The 17306-nt window shown below is 56.9% G+C and carries 18 protein-coding genes; 11 read left to right on the top strand and 7 right to left on the bottom strand.

Annotation, left to right across the window (positions count from 1 at the left end; all coding sequences use genetic code 11):
* Positions 1-198: 198 nt before the first annotated feature.
* The gene (locus FFI16_RS14760; protein ID WP_138815676.1) at positions 199-939 is read right to left on the bottom strand and encodes a helix-turn-helix domain-containing protein; all 741 of its coding nucleotides are present in this window, start codon (positions 937-939) and stop codon (positions 199-201) included.
* Between the two features lie 564 nt (positions 940-1503).
* Between FFI16_RS14760 and FFI16_RS14755 the strand changes: the two genes are divergently transcribed.
* Positions 1504-1914: an ester cyclase gene (locus FFI16_RS14755; protein WP_138815677.1), complete on the top strand. Its 411-nt coding sequence runs from the start codon at positions 1504-1506 to the stop codon at positions 1912-1914.
* On the opposite strand, the gene FFI16_RS30880 is transcribed toward FFI16_RS14755, so the two are convergent.
* On the bottom strand, positions 1906-2283 hold the full coding sequence (locus FFI16_RS30880; RefSeq protein ID WP_371923625.1) for a MarR family winged helix-turn-helix transcriptional regulator: 378 nt from the start codon (positions 2281-2283) through the stop codon (positions 1906-1908). The genes FFI16_RS14755 and FFI16_RS30880 overlap by 9 nt on opposite strands.
* Positions 2284-2569: 286 nt before the next feature.
* Between FFI16_RS30880 and FFI16_RS14745 the strand changes: the two genes are divergently transcribed.
* Entirely contained in the window at positions 2570-3109 is a 540-nt protein-coding gene (locus tag FFI16_RS14745; RefSeq protein WP_138815679.1) for an AAA family ATPase, read from the top strand.
* A 119-nt stretch (positions 3110-3228) separates the two neighbouring features.
* On the opposite strand, the gene FFI16_RS14740 is transcribed toward FFI16_RS14745, so the two are convergent.
* Positions 3229-3687 carry a hypothetical protein gene (locus FFI16_RS14740; protein ID WP_138815680.1) on the bottom strand — a complete coding sequence of 153 codons (459 nt, stop codon included), beginning with the start codon at positions 3685-3687 and terminating at the stop codon, positions 3229-3231.
* A 32-nt stretch (positions 3688-3719) separates the two neighbouring features.
* Positions 3720-4088, bottom strand: a complete 369-nt coding sequence (locus tag FFI16_RS14735) for an antibiotic biosynthesis monooxygenase (RefSeq protein ID WP_138815681.1) — start codon at positions 4086-4088, stop codon at positions 3720-3722.
* Between the two features lie 97 nt (positions 4089-4185).
* On the opposite strand from FFI16_RS14735, the gene FFI16_RS14730 reads away from it, so the two are divergent.
* Positions 4186-4650: a MarR family winged helix-turn-helix transcriptional regulator gene (locus tag FFI16_RS14730; RefSeq protein WP_169988759.1), complete on the top strand. Its 465-nt coding sequence runs from the start codon at positions 4186-4188 to the stop codon at positions 4648-4650.
* Positions 4651-4843: 193 nt separating this feature from the next.
* Positions 4844-5818 (top strand): hypothetical protein, encoded by a 975-nt coding sequence (locus FFI16_RS14725; protein WP_138815682.1) that lies wholly within the window; start codon positions 4844-4846, stop codon positions 5816-5818.
* A 426-nt stretch (positions 5819-6244) separates the two neighbouring features.
* Here FFI16_RS14725 and FFI16_RS14715 read toward each other — a convergent pair whose 3' ends face one another.
* Positions 6245-7159: a LysR family transcriptional regulator gene (locus tag FFI16_RS14715; RefSeq protein ID WP_138815684.1), complete on the bottom strand. Its 915-nt coding sequence runs from the start codon at positions 7157-7159 to the stop codon at positions 6245-6247.
* Between the two features lie 174 nt (positions 7160-7333).
* Here FFI16_RS14715 and FFI16_RS14710 point away from each other — a divergent pair, with 174 nt between their 5' ends.
* The 4 genes from FFI16_RS14710 (at position 7334) to FFI16_RS14695 (ending at position 10688) form a co-directional block, all read left to right on the top strand.
* Entirely contained in the window at positions 7334-8344 is a 1011-nt protein-coding gene (locus FFI16_RS14710; RefSeq protein ID WP_138815685.1) for an NAD(P)-dependent alcohol dehydrogenase, read from the top strand.
* Positions 8345-8797: 453 nt separating this feature from the next.
* Complete coding sequence (locus tag FFI16_RS14705) at positions 8798-9625, top strand: hypothetical protein (protein ID WP_256666258.1); 828 nt, start codon at positions 8798-8800, stop codon at positions 9623-9625.
* 146 nt (positions 9626-9771) lie between these two features.
* Positions 9772-10131 carry a hypothetical protein gene (locus FFI16_RS14700; protein ID WP_099548748.1) on the top strand — a complete coding sequence of 120 codons (360 nt, stop codon included), beginning with the start codon at positions 9772-9774 and terminating at the stop codon, positions 10129-10131.
* Positions 10132-10205: 74 nt separating this feature from the next.
* A complete protein-coding gene (locus tag FFI16_RS14695; RefSeq protein WP_138815686.1) occupies positions 10206-10688 on the top strand; it encodes a GNAT family N-acetyltransferase in 483 nt (160 codons plus the stop codon).
* A gap of 8 nt (positions 10689-10696) precedes the next feature.
* Here FFI16_RS14695 and FFI16_RS14690 read toward each other — a convergent pair whose 3' ends face one another.
* A complete protein-coding gene (locus FFI16_RS14690; RefSeq protein WP_138815687.1) occupies positions 10697-11866 on the bottom strand; it encodes an MFS transporter in 1170 nt (389 codons plus the stop codon).
* A gap of 94 nt (positions 11867-11960) precedes the next feature.
* On the opposite strand from FFI16_RS14690, the gene FFI16_RS14685 reads away from it, so the two are divergent.
* Both FFI16_RS14685 and FFI16_RS14680 read left to right on the top strand, forming a co-directional pair.
* Positions 11961-12854 (top strand): LysR substrate-binding domain-containing protein, encoded by an 894-nt coding sequence (locus FFI16_RS14685; RefSeq protein WP_178112680.1) that lies wholly within the window; start codon positions 11961-11963, stop codon positions 12852-12854.
* A gap of 181 nt (positions 12855-13035) precedes the next feature.
* Positions 13036-14541, top strand: a complete 1506-nt coding sequence (locus FFI16_RS14680; protein WP_138817412.1) for a sensor domain-containing diguanylate cyclase — start codon at positions 13036-13038, stop codon at positions 14539-14541.
* A 57-nt stretch (positions 14542-14598) separates the two neighbouring features.
* On the opposite strand, the gene FFI16_RS14675 is transcribed toward FFI16_RS14680, so the two are convergent.
* Positions 14599-16014, bottom strand: a complete 1416-nt coding sequence (locus FFI16_RS14675) for a cytosine permease (RefSeq protein WP_138815688.1) — start codon at positions 16012-16014, stop codon at positions 14599-14601.
* A gap of 250 nt (positions 16015-16264) precedes the next feature.
* Here FFI16_RS14675 and FFI16_RS14670 point away from each other — a divergent pair, with 250 nt between their 5' ends.
* A complete protein-coding gene (locus tag FFI16_RS14670) occupies positions 16265-17176 on the top strand; it encodes a LysR substrate-binding domain-containing protein (protein WP_138815689.1) in 912 nt (303 codons plus the stop codon).
* The last annotated feature ends 130 nt before the right edge of the window (positions 17177-17306 follow it).

The following is a 17306-nucleotide window of genomic DNA, read 5'->3' as shown; positions in this document are numbered from 1 at the left end:
AGAATGCCAAGTAGACGCACAGGTTAAGAGAGCACCGGGCCGCGCATCTCCCGAGTTCCAGATAACCATCGTTTCGATTTGGACAATGTGCCTGTAGACCGCCTTATCGCAGGCGCTGACGGGCCAGGCACGCGCAAAGACATGGCCCTGCCTGTAGGCGGGGCCATGGACGATTGGGGTTGCGTGCTCGCCGGGGTGTCAGACCAGGCGGCAGGTGCTCGGGGTGTAGCCCATGGTGCGCTTGAACATTGCAGTAAACGCGCTCGGGCTCTGGTAACCGTGCTCCAATGCCACCTCCAGGATCGAAACGCCGCAGGCCAGCCTTTGCATGCTGAGTAGCAATCGGGTGCGCTTGCGCCACTCCCCGTAACTCATGCCCAACTCTTTCTGGAACAGCCGCGCCAGGGTGCGCGAACTCATATTGAGCTGCACCGCCCAACTCTCCAGTTTCGACTCCTGTGAAGGGTTGTCGATAAACTCGGCACACAGCGACTTGAGCCTTGGCTCATCAGGGATCGGCACATGCGCCAGCACCCTCTGCGCAATGTCGAGCTCCGAGAAAATCAGCTCGACAATCTGCACATGGCGCGACAGAGCGGGTTCAGTGTCATGTTCATCGGCCGCGGCGATGATCAACTCCCGCAGCAACGGCGAAACCTTGAGAGCGTGGCATTCCTCCGTCAACGCCCGGTGTGCGCCCGGCGAGATCAACAGGGTGCGCATGCGCACCTCGCCGGTCATGCGGATCTGGTGCTCCGCCCCCGCAGGGACCCAGAGCGCATGCCCGGAAGGCACCACCCAAGTGGTCCCGACCACAGATACCAGCATCACACCGTTAATGGCATAAACCAGTTGACCTTCTTCATGCCGATGCGAAGCCACTATGTCGCCATGACCATAGTCACCAGCCAGCGCCGCCAATGCGGTGTGCGCGATCATCTCAGGGAGGTACCTCGGTCAGGCAAGTCCACGGTATCAAAATGGCGATATGTGCTGGACGGATCCTTGAACATCATGACGGTTTCTCCTTTTTTCGACAGTTACGACAGTGGGCCGCCGAAGCTGCCGTTAACGCTCGCTCGCTAGATCAAACACTAAACGAAACAGACAAAAACCAATTGCAAAGTATCTCAAAAAAATCATTATTTTCAGCATAAAAAACTAACAAATATGATTTTACTGGTTATTTAACTGGCTCATGTATAATTAACTGCAATCGCGCCAGCAACAATATATCGGCGCTGGTACTGGCTAGCGGGCCGAACCGAGTGAAAGAGAAGACCATTTCGCGTCTAGTGGCGACATAAAATCCGAACGGCAGAAACTGGCCGGCTGCTGCCCTTCATGAACAGCGAATTGCGACCCAAAGCAGACACTCTGCGACTGGCAGCAATAGATAAATTCCCTGCGGATATCATCGGGCAGCGCTCACTGATGCTCTGGATATGTACAGTCTAACTGTATATATTTGGGCTTCTACACATTCAAGCATCAGGTGGCGTTATGTCAGCAGTGAACAAAGCTATCGTCCGTCGTTTCAATCAGAAGGTTATTGAGAGCTGCAACCGCGACGAATTTGAAATGCTCGTTGCGCAGGATTTCATAAACCATTCAGCGGCGGCGGGGCAAGACGGCGGTCGGGAAGGTCTATGGCATACCTTTCACAATGTTCTGCATCCGGGCTTGTCCGACCTCCAGGTCGAGGTGCTGGATCAGGTTGCTGAAGACGACAAGGTGACGACCCGAAAGCGTATTACCGGCCGCCACTCCGGGGTGATTGCCGGTATACAGGCAACGGGATATGCAGTGTCCATTGATATCATCGACATCGTTCGCATCCGCAACGGCCAATATGTCGAGCACTGGGGCGTCAATTCGTTGCCGAGTGTGCTGGCGGCTTTGCGCTCAGGTTGATTGACCGTTTGGGGCGGAGGCAATCAATTGCTCCAGGATTCTGACCGCAGCTTCGAGTGTCTGCAGCTGTGACGCGGTGGTTTTTTCCTTAAGCTGGCGTGCCAGCCAGTCACTGCGCTGAAGACGACTGTGTTCAAGCGCAGCTCGACCAGGGGGCGTCAGCTCGAAGAGCTGCTTTCGTGCATCGCTTGGATCAGGACCTCGTGTAACTCGCTGCTGCTGCTCCAACTGGGCGATAACCAGCCGCATGCTTTGATGCTTGACGTGACGATGTGCAGCAAGCGCGCTTATGCTCGAGGGGCCATGACGGTCAAGCAAACCTAGCGTTTCAGATTGTGCCGATGACGGTGTGTCCGACCCACTGCGCACTTCCCGGACAAGATTGCCGACTACTCTTCGCAGATCTTCGGCTAACTGTTCAACTGCCTCTTCAAAAGAAGCAGAGTGATGATTGGGAGATTCTGAAGGGGAGGACAATGGGCTTTCTCAGATGTGGTTGAGCACAGAAGCATACATGAAGTTCGAATGAGCGCTTCTGGCCGAAAGCGGACCGTCGAGACAATGAAGTCTTGGCTTGCTGCCTGTTGACGGAGTAGGAGGCTAACGTAAAATCGTCGCCCCAAAAAAATAGCGCGTATGGCGAGAAGGAGCTTAGATGCAGCGGGTGATGATTATTGGTCAACCTGGGGCGGGCAAAAGCACTTTGGCGCGTGAGCTTGGTCTGCGCACGGGCTTACCTGTCGTTCATATCGACACTATCCACTGGCAGCCAGGGTGGGTTGAACGAAGCCGGGACGAGAAAACGCGCCTTTGTTCCGAGGTCGAGGCTCGTGATCGCTGGATATTCGAAGGCGGCCATTCCGTTACTTGGAAGAATCGGGTAGCGCGCGCAGATCTTTTGATCTGGATTGATCGTTCGGCGACGCTTCGATTTTGGCGTGTGCTGCTAAGAACGCTCCTCCAGCGCGGCAGCTCTCGGCCCGATTTGCCGGACAACTGCCCCGAACTGCTGGCGAATCTGCCAGAGTTTTTGAGATTTATGTGGCGGACGAAAAAAACAGCGCGAGTGAATATGCAGCAGCTGGTGGCGACAGCGCCATCAACATGTCGCGTCGTTCGCCTGCGCTCTAATCGAGATACCAGCGTGTTTCTTTCGAGCATTGCCTATTTGAGCGGTCAGATTCCACGAGATTGATCGACGGCTGCGGTATGGAAGCTACCGATTGCGAGCGGCTGCTTCTGGCCGATAGCTGTCGGTCACAAACGGCGGATTCCGGCCCAGCTTTTTAAGACAAACGGGAGCAAGTATTCAGCTTACTGTCTGTGACGTGCAACCCGCAGCAGTCGGCCGCTGAGGCGCAGGCCGTCACGCATATTCAGCCCCATTAATGCAAGATTGGTGGCCCCTGCGATCAGTTCGATTAACTGTACGAAGTAAAAACGCGTATCGAAGATTCCCGCCGACGCCCATTGGTTAAGCACAATGGCGCACGGCATCAGAACCAACAGGCCATTGGCGGCAATGAATGGCATGCGTTTGTTCTTCAAAGCGACCAGTCGTCCTTGTCGTTTCCGACTCATTAGCACTCCACTTGCACCGGTCGCAATCATTGTCGGTACCAGTATCCAAAGCCCGGGACTCACGATCAGGTGCTTGAGTGAGGCTATCGAGCGTCCGGATCCGATGAGTTCGACAAAAATAGTCGACAGAAAGAAGGTGGCGATGCACATCAGTGCCAGCGTGCTGGAGATCAAATGTAATCGTCTAAGCATTTATCTAATACCGTCAGACAGTTGGTTAATACTCAGGCCGTGCAGATATTCGGCACAGCTACCTTGGTGAACAGATGCGGCATGGCCAAGGCACTTGAGGGATACCGCGCCAAGGCATTGGTGAATTCCGGATGATTGAAAGCATCGTGAAACCGCTCTACCGATTCCCATACGGCGTAATTCAAGAACATGTTGCTGCCACCGATGGCCTGATGAAGCTGCGTGGAGATGAAACCGGCACGTTGTTTCATCCAGTTGGCATCCAGCTCCCATGCGCAAAGGAGGTCAGGTATATCGTCTGCGTCGACAGTGAAGAGGTTGATCAATACCACTGGAGCTTCGCTGCAATGCAGCTGTTGAGTGATGGGGACGATCGGATCAAGGGGGCGAATAGAAAGCATGGCGACCTCTACATTGTAATCATGATGACAATTTGGGTTTCACGCTCCAAACCTACTGTGATTGACATCATGGTGTCAACGTGGAAGGATTCGCGCCATGAAAAAGACAAACTACACCCCCGCAGGACGCGCCATGAGCGATCTGGTTCTTGAGATCTTTCGAGCAAGTGCGCGTCTGCTTACTGCAGGCGATCGACTCGTCGCAGAGCTAGGTCTGACAAGCGCCCGCTGGCAACTACTGGGTACTATTGTGTACGCCGAACGAGCACAACCGGTTTCATGGATTGCTCGCGACATGGGGGCAAATCGGCAAAACGTTCAGCGGATCGTTAACGATCTGGTGAATGATGGACTGCTGGAGTTTCAGCCAAACCCACACCACCGCAGAGCGCAGTTGGTTGTCCTGACTGAAGCTGGAAGAGAAGCATTCGATCTGGCGATGAATCTTCAGACGCCCTGGATTAATGAGCTGGCGGAGGGGGCGGACATCGATGCTATCCAGACTACCCATCAGGTTCTAAACCACCTGCGCAATAGGCTTGAGGATGACCAGGCCGACTGACGCGGCCAGCCTCAGCATAATCCAGCGTGTCAGAATCCCTGAGGGTCTGACCCCGTTTTATGCCCAGTGCGTAGGCATGTACTTAGAGGGAAGTAGTCCGTTTCTGAAGCGTTAAATACACCCCTATACACGTCTTACCTCCGTTGTGGCGCCTTCTTATAGTCGTGCGCCTCAGCCACTTGGAGGTGCACGCATGCAGGGACCCTACGCATTTATCAATGAACATCCCCAGCCTTATCCATTGCTTAAACTAAGCTTGGCGCTTGATCCGTATTCACACACCAAGTTCGACACCCTCAACCAGCACATCCGCAACACGGTGGTGTTGCCGGGGCAATTGGTGATCATCGGGGATAGCCGAACCGCCGCTTGCACCGCTGAAGAGGCACAGCTGATGCGATCGGCGCAAAATATAAAGCTCGCCCTGTTGGCGCACTCCGCAACTGACCAGTTCCTGATCAAAAACTATGATCAGTTGCAGGCCATCTTGACCTATTCGTCCCTTGGCATCGGCAGTGCCAGCAGTGCATGGAGCAAGCATTTGGCGCAAGTCGAGAAGACCCTTATCGAAATCGAGAGTTTGCATAAGCAGTACTTGAGCAAAGGCACCACTGGGGCGAGGGAGGAGTTTTTGGTTAAACGAAGGGCGCTATTTGCCAAGTTGGACAGCCAAATCTCGGGCATGGCGCGCTTTGGTACGGGGTTGAGAAACGAAGGTTCGATTAAAAAAATGTTGGGGATTTCCAGTAAAAGCTATTGGCACCATGGAGACATTCGTGGGTATGAGGAAAGGGTTAAACGTTTGGCCAAGGCCTCGCAAATATTGAAGAAGGGGACTTACATTGGCATAGCGCTGGATGTTGGGGCGACGGCGCTGGAGATAACGGAGGCGTGTTCCACAGGGCGTGAGCAAGAGTGTACGCAGGCGAAGTATGTTGAAGGGGGTAAATTGGTAGCCGGAGTTACGGGCGCAGCAGTTGGCGGGAGCATTGGGGCTGGTATTGGTATCAGCGCCTGTGTAGTTGTTTTTGGCATACCTACAGCAGGTGCTGGAGCCTTGGCATGTGCAATCGTAGGCGGTGCAGCAGGTGGGTTGGCTACAGGGGCGCTCGGAAGCGGACTGGCGGAAAGCGCAGGCAAGTTTATCTACAAGACTGTGAGTAATTAAATGGCTTGGCTATATCTGGGCATGTGCTCCCTCATCCTAATGATGCTCAGCATTCCGCTCACTTTTTACGTGATGTTCAAAAGACTCGATGCCGCAGAGCACTACGTGCAACACAGCGACTATGTAGCCGGGTACAGGCATATTTTCCGTAATGCTCATTTTGAGGGGCGGCACGTGCGTGTAGTCGCCATGGCTCTCATCATACTTATCCCCAAAGTGTTTCAGTGGCGGCATTTGGTACAGGTTGAGGACGTTGAAAAAATCCCACGACGTCTCAAGTTCTGGATGGTAATGCCGCCGCTCGTCGCGGTTGGATCCATCATAGGAATGGCTATCAGCTGGTTCCTTATAGAACACTGAACAGGAAAATCTGGGTCAGACGCTGAGGGTCTGCCCCCGTTTTATGCGCAACCAGTTCACTGATCGCTACGGTTCCAGCCAGTCAGAATGAAGCTGCGGAAAACGCTCTTGCAGCCACTCAATAAACACTTGAACCTGTGGCGCCAGATGCGTCCGGCTGGGGTACAGCAACGACACTGAGCGAGGGGCTGGCCGATAGGACTTTAGAATTTCGACTAAACCGCGACTGTCCAAATGCTCTGCTACGGCGATCCCCGGCGCCTGGATTATTCCGAAACCCGATACGCCGCACTGAACGTACGCATTCGACTCGGTGACGGTGATGCCGGCATTACTGACAAACGCTCGATCCTGACCCTTTACCGAGAAATGCCAAGGTAATGTTCGGTTGCTCTGACCGGACAAGAAGTTGACGCCTCGATGAGCGGCCAGGTCGTCGAGTGTCTTTGGTTCGCCGTGCTCGCGCAGATATTCGGGCGCAGCACAGGTGACCATGGTCGCCATTGCGATAGGGCGAGCGATCAACGTTGAATCCGGTAGATCGCCGATACGCAACGCACAGTCAATGCCTTCACCGACCAGGTCGACAGCCCGGTCCGTCACGCCAAGAATCATGTTGATACCAGGGTAGGCGCCAGTGAATTCTTTAAGGCTTTTGATGAATTCCAGTTGCGCGAAAGCGGTCGGGATATCGACGCGAAGTCGGCCGGCAAGCGTTGCACCGGATCGGTCGAACATCGACGTCGCAGCAGAAATACCCGCCAGAATTTCCTGTACCCGCTCATAAAACCGCTCACCCTCGGCGGTGAGTGCCACCTTTCTGGTGGTGCGCTGGAACAGGCGCACGCCCAATGAAGCCTCCAACTCCTGGATATACCGAGTGACCTGAGGCCGCCCGATATCCAGCGATTCGGCGGCTTTGGTAAAGCTGCCGAGTTCGGCAAGCCTGGCGAACAGTCGCATCGATTGAAGTAATTCCATGATGCTTTCCTATGAAGACCGGCTGAATAACCAAGTTGAGCGTGATTGTTACCCAAGGATAGAACAATCATGTCTTTTTCTACGCATTTATTGCTCACCCTCAAAAGCAAAAAATGCACACAAGGCCGAACCGATCCTGGTGTGTGGCCATTGACGTGTATTGGGAGATTCGCAATGAAAGCTTGGTTATTGAAAGATTTCGGACTCGACAACCTGCAATTGGGAGAGGTAGCGACCCCGCACCCCAAGGCTGGCGAGTTACTGGTCAAGGTCGGTGCCGTCTCACTCAACTTTCGCGACAAGGCTATCGTCGACGGCATTTATGAACCGCACAAGGTGCCCAAACCACTGATCCCAGTGAGCGATGCCTCCGGCACCGTGGTAGCGGTCGGTGATAACGTCACGCGTTTTAAAGTCGGTGATCGCGTCAACTCGCACCTTTATTCGCGTTGGCTGGATGGCGAGCCAGGGCCGAACGAACCCGATTACTGCTTCGGTTCCCCGTTGCCCGGCGGTTTAGCCGAATACATGATCATCCATGAAGACAGCGCGGTCGGCGCACCTGACAACATGAGCGACGAAGAGGCGGCAACACTTCCGATTGCTGCGCTCACGGCCTGGTATTCGCTGGTGGACTTTGGACACATCCAGCCGGGCCAGACTGTGTTGGTTCAGGGTACTGGAGGTGTGTCCATATTTGCCGTGCAGATCGCAACTGCGCTTGGCGCGAAGGTCATTGCGACGTCGAGCAGCGACCAGAATTTGCAAGCCGTGAAGGCGCTGGGGGCCGTGGCGGGTATCAACTACAGAACGACCCCGAACTGGGCGGACGAAGTGCTGAAGCTGACCGAAGGCAAGGGCGTGGATCTGCTGCTCGATGTAGCCGGCGGCAGCGGCATCAATCAATCGGTCGCAGCGACCAAGGCATCGGGGCGTATTGCGCAGATCGGCTTTCTGACAGGGCAAACCGTTGAACTCAATCTGATGCCGCTCATTTTCCGCCAGACCACCATTCGCGGCATCGCCGTGGCGCCCCGCTCATCATTCGACCGGATGAACGCTTTCCTCAACGAACACAAGATTCATCCCGTGATCGATCAGGTATATCCGTTCGAGAAAGCACGGGAAGCTTATGAGCATCTGGCGAGGGGAGCTTTTGGAAAGGTTGTGATTAAAATCGCTTGATTAGGTTAAGGCGCCGATATGGCGCCTTTTTCACCTGGCAGATTTAACGCCGGAGTCGAACTGGTCGAGACTCAAACATGCGCCTTTTGCCACTGGCCGTCATTCATAAATGACGACTGACCGTCCACTCATACCACCATAACCGCCTAGGCTTCTGACCAGGCTTGAAATAAAGATGAATCGCCCTCCGTTTATTAATTGTTCAGGGTCAGGTCACCAATAATTGAATGTGGTCTGATCCTGAGGAATACACCGTCCTTTTTCCTAATTTCATCCGACCACTCTCTGCCATTAGTTCCTCAATGACTATGCCGGTGAAGCCCCCAGTGCGTAGGCATGTACTTAGAGTGAAGTAGTCCGCTTCTGAAACGTTAGAACCACCCCTCTGCACGTCTTACGTCCACCGTTGTGCTTTCTTATAGTCCTGCGCCTCAGCCACTTGGAGGTGCACGCATGCAGGGACCCTACGCATTTATCAATGAACATCCCCAGCCTTATCCATTGCTTAAACTAAGCTTGGCGCTTGATCCTCATACACACACCAAGTTCGACACCCTCAACCAGCACATCCGCAACACGGTGGTGTTGCCTGGGCAATTGGTGATCATTGGAGATAGCCGAACCGCCGCTTGCACCGCTGAAGAAGCACAGCTGATGCGCTCGGCGCAAAATATAAAGCTCGCCCTGTTGGCGCACTCCGCAACTGACCAATTTCTGATCAAAAACTATGATCAGTTGCAGGCCATCTTGACCTATTCGTCCCTTGGCATCGGCAGTGCCAGCAGTGCATGGAGCAAGCATTTGGCGCAAGTTGAGAAGACCCTTATGGAAATCGAGAGTTTGCATAAGCAGTACTTGAGCAAAGGCACCACTGGGGCGAGGGAGGAGTTTTTGGTTAAACGAAGGGCGCTATTTTCCAGGTTGGACAGCCAAATCTCGGGCATGGCGCGCTTTGGTACGGGGTTGAGAAACGAAGGTTCGATTAAAAAAATGTTGGGGATTTCCAGTAAAAGCTATTGGCACCATGGAGACATTCGTGGGTATGAGGAAAGGGTTAAACGTTTGGCCAAGGCCTCGCAAATATTGAAGAAGGGGACTTACATTGGCATAGCGCTGGATGTTGGAGCGACGGCGCTGGAGATAACGGAGGCGTGTTCCACGGGGCGTGAGCAAGAGTGTACGCAGGCGAAGTATGTTGAAGGGGAAAATTGGTGTTGGGGGTGGGTGGTGCATCTGTGGGCGGGGCGTTTGGGGCGCCTATCGGTGTCGGCGCCTGCATGATTGTTTTTGGCATACCCACAGCGGGTGCCGGAGCGTTGGCATGTGCCATTGTCGGCGGTGCCGCAGGTGGATTTGCTGCAGGTAAAGCCGGAAGCTTCCTGGGAGAAGGCACAGGGAAGTTTCTCTATAGGACGGTGGGGGATTAAATGGTCTTTGAATATATCGGCATGTGCGCTGGGGTCGTCATGATATTGAGCTTACCTCTGGTTTTTTGTGCCATGTTCAAAAAGCTCGACGCTGCAGAGCGCTACGTGGAGGGCAGTGCTTACATCACTGTGCACAGGGATATTTTTCGTCATGCACCCTTTGATGGAAGGCCCCAGCGGCTGGTTGCCATGGCTATCATCATTCTTATTCCAAGAATATTTGAATGGAGGCGTTTAGTACGGGTTGAGGACGTTGAAAAAATCCCACGACATCTCAAGTACTGGATGGTCATTCCGACACTGATTGCTTTCACTTCCGTTACCGTCATGTGTATCAGTTGGCTATTGATATCACGCTAATTCCCCTCGGATGTGGCGGCTCATGCCAGGCTCTCTATACTGGCCGTCCCAGGATGCTAGTTCGAGCGCAGACTATGCCGGTCACACCCAATCAAAACTCCCCAATCATGTTGGTCCAGGCTCAAGAAAGTGACTTGGATGATCTGGTAGCCATTCGAATCGAGGCCATGCGCGAAAGCCTGGAGCGTGTTGGTCGATTTGATCCAGTGCGCGCGCGCGAGCGGTTTGTTAGCGGTTTTGAAGCTCGCACCACACGCCACATCGAGGCATCTGGCGAGAGGGTTGGTTTCGTAGTGGTCAAGCATCACCACAATGAGCTGTTGCTCGACCATTTGTATGTGAGGCCAGGCGTGCAAGGATCAGGTGTAGGGTCTGCGGTGCTCACTCAAATTTTCAAAGAGGCGGATGCAGCTGCACTCCCCATTAAAGTGGGTGCTCTCAAAGACAGTGCGTCGAATCGCTTTTACATCCGCCATGGTTTCCAATTCATCGAAAGCAGTGAATTCGACCATTATTATGTTCGCCGGAGTGTTCCGGCGATTGGCCCAGCTGGCTAGCTGGACGCCTAATTGACGGCTAACACCCCCCTTGCCCTCGACCGCCAAGCAAACCCCACCACCATCAACAACCCCAACCCGGCCATCCCCGCGCCCGCCAACGAAATCGCCGGATAGCCCCACCCGGCATTAATCACTACACCGCCCAACGCCGCCCCAATCGCATTGCCAAAATTAAACGCGCCAATATTCACCGCCGACGCCAGGTTAGGCGCGTCCTTGGCCGCCTCCATCACGCGCATCTGCAACGGCGGCACCAGGGCAAAACTGGCCACGCCCCATATCAAAATCGCCACAGCCGCCGGCAACGGCCAGCGCATCAGCACGGTGAACGCCAGCAACACCACAATCAGCACGCTCAGCGACACGATCAAGGTGCGGTCTATCGAGCGATCCGCAGCCTTGCCGCCCCACAGGTTGCCGAGGGTCAGGCCCACGCCGAACAGCACGAGCATGGCGGTGATGTAGGCGCTGGAGGCGTGGGTTTCGCTGCTGAGAATCGGCGCGATGTAGGTGAACACGGTAAACATGGCGCCCGAGCCGATGACGGTGAGGGCCAGTGCGCCCAACACCGGGCCACGCCCCAGTACGCGGATTTCGGCCATCACGCTGACGTGTGGCGGCGCCTTGAGGTTGGGCAGGGCGAACCACAGCGCGGCCATGGCGACAACGCCGAGGCCGGTAATGCCCCAGAAGGCGGTGCGCCAGCCGAACAGTTCGCCGAACCAGGCGGCCAGCGGCACGCCGCCGATGGTCGCGAGGGTGAGGCCCATAAACATCGCGGCCACGGCGCCGGCGCGTTTCTCCGGGGCGACTACGCTGGCGGCGACCACGGAGCCCACGCCAAAGAATGCGCCGTGGTTCAGTGAGGTCACGACCCTGGCGATCATCAGGCTGTAATAGTCGGTAGCGAGGGCGGACATCAGGTTGCCCAGGGTGAAAATCGCCATCAGCCCGATCAGCAGGTAGCGTCGGGGGATCTTGCCGGTGGTCAGGGTCATCAGCGGCGCGCCGAGCAGCACGCCCATGGCGTAAGCACTGACTAACAGGCCGGCGGCCGGGATCGAGACGCCGAGGTCGGCGGCGATGCCCGGCAACATGCCCATGGGGGCGAATTCGGTGACGCCGATGCCAAAGGCACCCATGGCGAGTGCAACTAAAGGTGGATTGATACGCATGGAAAGCTCCTTATCTATGCCGCCAATGCTACGATCCAGCCCTTGAAGGCGGTAGATGGCGTTTTTGGCAATCACCTTTGCGTAAGAGGCACAAATGGACTTCAACGGCAGGTCAGGGGAGATGTTGGTGTTCGCCAGCGTGGCGCAGGAGGGCAGCCTGTCGGCGGCTGCGCGCGTGTTGGGGCTTACGCCGTCGGCGGTCAGCCGGATCATCGCGCGGGCCGAACAACGCCTTGGCACGCGGCTGCTGTTGCGCACCACGCGGGCGATCACCTTTACTGCCGAGGGCGAGGCGTTCCTGCGCGGGGCGCGGCGTATCCTGGCCGATATGGACGAGGTGGAAGAAGCGATTGCCGACCAGGGCGTGCCGAGGGGCCGGTTGCGGGTCAGCGCCGCCCTGGGCCATGGGCGCATGACGATCGTGCCCTTGGTGGCCGCCTTTAGTGCGCGCTACCCGAACATCGTGGTCGACCTTACCCTGGGCGACGAGGTGGTCGACATTCTCGGCGGCCAGGCCGACGTGGCGATACGCTTTGGCCATCTGCCCGACAGCCCACTGACCGCGCGCAGGCTCGGCGACACCGGCCAGGTGGTGGTGGCCTCGCCCGAGTACCTGCAACGCCACGGCACCCCGCAGCAACCCGAAGACCTGCTGCGGCACAATTGCCTGCGCTTCAACTTTCGGCGTGCCGAACCCCACTGGCCGTTTATGCGCGACGGCCAGGCGTTCTCCCTCAAGGTCGGCGGCAACATCGAATGCAGCAGTGGTGAGGCGCTGGCACAGCTTGCGCGTGTGGGGGCCGGTATTGCGCGTATCGGCGAGTTTACCGTCAGCGAAGACCTGCGGCGCGGCGAGCTGATACCACTGCTGCAAGCCTGGAACCCCGGCGACATTGAGCCGATTCACGCGGTGTTCGTCGGCGGCGCGGCGATGCCGGCGCGGGTGCGCTTGTTTGTGGACTTTTTGCTCGAACATCATCAGTTGTAAGCGTCGGCGTGGAGGCGCCATGAGGCGTGGCAATATGAACCGTTCTCGTGCGCATAATCTGTTGCTGCACCGGTTTATAAGTACTTGTATCCTTGCCCGCGAAAAAGGGCGAATGGTTGCCGCCGGTGCCCAGGTCCACTGTCCGCTGTTATGGAAAACCGTGCTTGCCAAAGGTAGCAATGTGAAGCGTGATACCCACCTGGTTGTGCTTTTGCTGGCCGTTATCGGTTGCTCCCTGGGGTCATTGACGGTCTGGAAGGTGTTTGCCTCTCGAGATCGCGCCCTGCAGGAGGTGGACGTCCATGGCCTGAACCTTACCCAGGCGCTGTCGACTTATTCCGAAGGCATCGTGCGCCAAAGTGCGCTGTTGTTGCTCGGGCTTGTCGAGCGTCTGGAAACCGAAGGCAGCGGGCCTGCGCAGATTCAGCGGCTGAGTACGTTGATCAACCGCCAGCAGCCGCTGATGCCACAGCTCAGTGGTGTCACGATCTACGATCAACAGGGGCACTGGTTGATGTCCTCCAACCGGCCGATTCCTGCGGGCGCCAACAGCACAGACCGTGCCTATTTCATCCATCACCGTGACGATCCTTCCCGCGAGATCTTTATCGGCCCGCCGATTGTCAGCCGGTCGAATCAGGAATGGGTGATGACCATCAGCCGGCGTTTCAATGATTCACAGGGTACTTTTGCCGGGGTTGTGGCGGTGACCTTAGGCATCGAAAACTTCCTGCGCTTGTTTGGCAAGATCGATGTCGGGCAGGACGGTGCAATTGGCTTGTCGCATACCGACGGTACGTTGCTGGCCCGTTATCCGTTTCGCGAGCAGGACATGGGGCGCAACTTTTCCACGTCGCCCATCTATGCCAAGTACCTGGTTGATCAGTCGGTCGGCACCGCGTCGTTTACCTCTAGCCTGGATGGCGTGGAGCGGCTCTACGCCTTCCGCCAGAGTGACCGGCTGCCGCTGATCACCACGGTGGCGCTGGGCAAGCGCGAAGCCCTGGCCGCGTGGCGCACCGAGGCACTGCTGTCGGCGGTGGTGGTGGCGGGGTTGCTGGGGCTTACCGGTCTTATCGGCTGGTTTTTGATCCTGGATATCCGTCGGCGCACCGAGGCGGAAGATCAGTTGCGTGAAACCCAGCAGCAGTTGCTCGCCTCCAACGGGCAGCTTGAGTTGCTGGCCATGAAGGATGCGCTGACGGGTTTGGCCAACCGCCGCTGCTTTGATGAGAGCCTCGCCAGGGAGGCGCTGCGCGCCAAGCGGGAGGGCACGACGCTGGCATTGCTGATGATCGATATCGACTACTTCAAGCGCTTCAACGACGCCTACGGGCATGTGGCGGGGGACGCCTGCCTGCAGACGGTTAGCAGGATTTTCGAGGCGTGCGTAAGGCGGCCGTCAGACCTGGTGGCGCGGTACGGCGGCGAAGAGATGGGTATTATCATGCCGGACACCGACAGTGACGGCGCCGCCGTGGTGGCCCTGCTGATTCTCGACCTGTTGAAGCAAAAAAACATCCTGCACAGCACCAGCCCGTTCGGGCGGTTGACGGCGAGCATCGGCATTGCGACTGCAGCAGGTGTTCAGCTGGAGGATTTACAAGGGTTGATTGAGGTGGCGGATCAGGCGTTGTATAGCGCCAAGGCGGCGGGGCGGAACCAGTGTATGACGGGGCACTGGTGACAGGGGTTCACAATCGAACCCCTGTTGAACGAGACCAGCCCGTGTCAGTCAGTTAACTCAAACCCCACTTACCAACTTGCCACCGTCCATCCGGCGCTTATACGCACTGTCCCGACTCGCCAACCAGAAATACAACGGCGACGTCACCACCAGCCCCACCACCCAGGACAAATCCGCCCCGTTGATGTGCTCGGAAATCGGCCCCACATACAGCGGCGTGTTCATGAACGGAATCTGCACCGCAATCCCGATCGCATACGCCAGCAGCGCCTGTGGGTTGTACTTGCCGTAGATGCCGCCATCCACGCGGAAGATCGAGGCAATGTCGTACTTGCCTTTGTGAATCGCGTAGAAGTCGATCAGGTTGATCGCCGTCCACGGCACCAGCACCACCAGCAGCACCAGCACCATGTCGACAAAGTGGCCGATAAAGTCTTTGGAGGCGAACACGGCGGCGATGGCGCAGGCGGCCAGCACCAGGGTGGAGATCACCGCACGGCTTTTGGCGGTGGGGATCCAGCGGTAGGCGAAGGTCTGGATCAGGGTGATGATCGACAGCACGGCGCCGTAGAGGTTGAGGGCGTTGTGGCTGATCACGCTGAGCAGGAACAGCACCAGCATCAGCGGGCCGATGGTGCCGGTGGCGAGTTTGACCGCCTCCATGGTGTCCATGCCGACCGGGGTGGCTAGCACGGCGACGGCGCCGAAGATAAAGGCCAGGCTGGAGCCAAGGGCGGAGCCCAGGTAGGTGGTCCAGAAGGTCGACGCCACGGGTACATCTGCCGGCAGGTAGCGCGAGTAATCCGACACGTAGGGCGCAAAGGCGATCTGCCAGAGGGCTGCGAGTGAAACTGTCGCCAGCCAGCCAGAGATATTGAAGCTGCCACGGGTCAGAAAATCAGCGGTCTGCACGTGAGTGAAGATGTAGCCGAAGCCCAGCACGATACCGGCACCGAGCACCCAGGTGCCGATGCGGTTGAGCACGTGGATAAAGCGGTAACCGATGATGCCGATGATGCCGGAACCAATCGCACCGATCACGATGCCCACGGGCACCGGCACGCTGTCGACCACGCCGTGCAGGGATTTACCCGCCAGCACGATGTTGGAGGCGAAAAAGCCGATGTACATCACGCCGGCGATCACCACCACCAGCAAGGCGCCGAGCGAGCCGAACTGCGCGCGGCTCTGGATCATTTGCGGGATGCCCATTTGCGGGCCCTGGGCCGAGTGCAGCGCCATCAGCACGCCGCCGACCAAATGGCCAACGAGGATGGCGACGATGCCCCACACCAGGTTCAAGTGGAACAATTGCACACCCAGCGCGCCGGTCACGATCGGCAACGGCGCGATGTTGCCGCCGAACCACAGGGTGAACAGGTCTCTTACCTTTCCATGGCGGTCTTCGGGGGGCACGTATCCGATCGTGTGTTTTTCGATAAGCGGGGCGGAGGATGTTGCAGTGGTGACCATGACGAGCTCCAAGGCAAGGTGAGTACGTTGACGTACTTCGCTGTGCGCAGCCAAGGCGGCGCTTTGTTGTTGGAGTGATCATCTGCAATGGGCGCAGGGAGGTAAATTAGTAAGTTTGTTGCTATAGACCTTAAAAAATATAGCTCATCGGATTTTTTGCTCCGGTATGTTGCATGGTCTTGAATCAGTGTGAAAAAGCCGATTTTTACGCACTTGTTTGGGGCGAAGTCCCACGTTTCTGGAGGTCCCGATGGCTGCCTATAACCTGCGCCAGCTCAGATATTTTGTCACCACGGCCGAGTGCGGCAGCGTCGCCGAGGCATCGCGCAAGCTGTATATCGCCCAGCCGTCGGTGTCTACCGCGATCAAACAGCTCGAAGACAGCTTTGGCGTGCAGCTGTTTATCCGCCATCACGCCCAGGGCGTTTCGCTCACGCCCAGCGGCGCAAGGTTTTATCGCAAGGCGCTGGAGTTGCTGCGGGTGGCCCATGAGTTCGAGCAAAACGCCCTGGCCGACAATGATGTGGTGGCGGGGCAGATCGATATCGGCTGCTTTGAGACGGTGGCACCGTTGTACTTGCCGCGCTTGATCGCGGGGTTCAAGGCGCTGTGGCCGGGGGTGGAAATCCGCATTCGCGACGGCGAGCAGCAAGAACTGGTGCAGGCCCTGACGGCCGGCAGCATTGATGTGGCAATGCTGTTTGAGCACGACCTGGGCGGCACCATCGAAACCACCCCATTGATGCCGCCGCAGCAGCCGTATGCGCTGTTGCCGGCCGATCATCGCTTTGCGCAACAAGCCAGGGTGTCGCTGACGGACCTGGTGCTGGAGCCGATGATTTTGCTGGATGTGCTGCCGAGCCGGACGTACTTCGTGAGCATCTTTGAAGAGCGTGGGTTGACGCCGAATATCGTCTTCAGCTCGCCGTCCATCGAGATGGTGCGCGGCATGGTAGGGCGGGGGTTTGGCTTTTCGATTCTGGTGACCAAGCCGTTTACCGAGTACACCTACGATGGGCAGAAGGTGGTGTGTGTGCCGTTGGCAGAAACGGTCACCGGCTCGGGGTTATCCGCCGTCTGGCTGCGGCGTGCGCCGTTGACCAAGCCGGTGCAGTTGTTTGTGGATTACTGCCGCGAAGAGCTTGCCCGTTTGCTGGGCTAACCCTGAAATACCCTCTGATAAACCATGAAGATCAACAGTGGGAGCTGGCTTGCCTGCGATAGCGGTGGGGCAGCTGCAAATGTGCCCACTGACCCACCGCCATCGCGGGCTAGCCCGGCTCCCACAGGTT

The organism is Pseudomonas sp. KBS0710, from assembly GCF_005938045.2.
In the GTDB taxonomy this organism is placed as follows: Bacteria; Pseudomonadota; Gammaproteobacteria; order Pseudomonadales; family Pseudomonadaceae; genus Aquipseudomonas.
The sequence above is the reverse complement of the archived record's forward strand: the minus strand, read 5'-3'. Positions and strand labels throughout refer to the sequence as shown.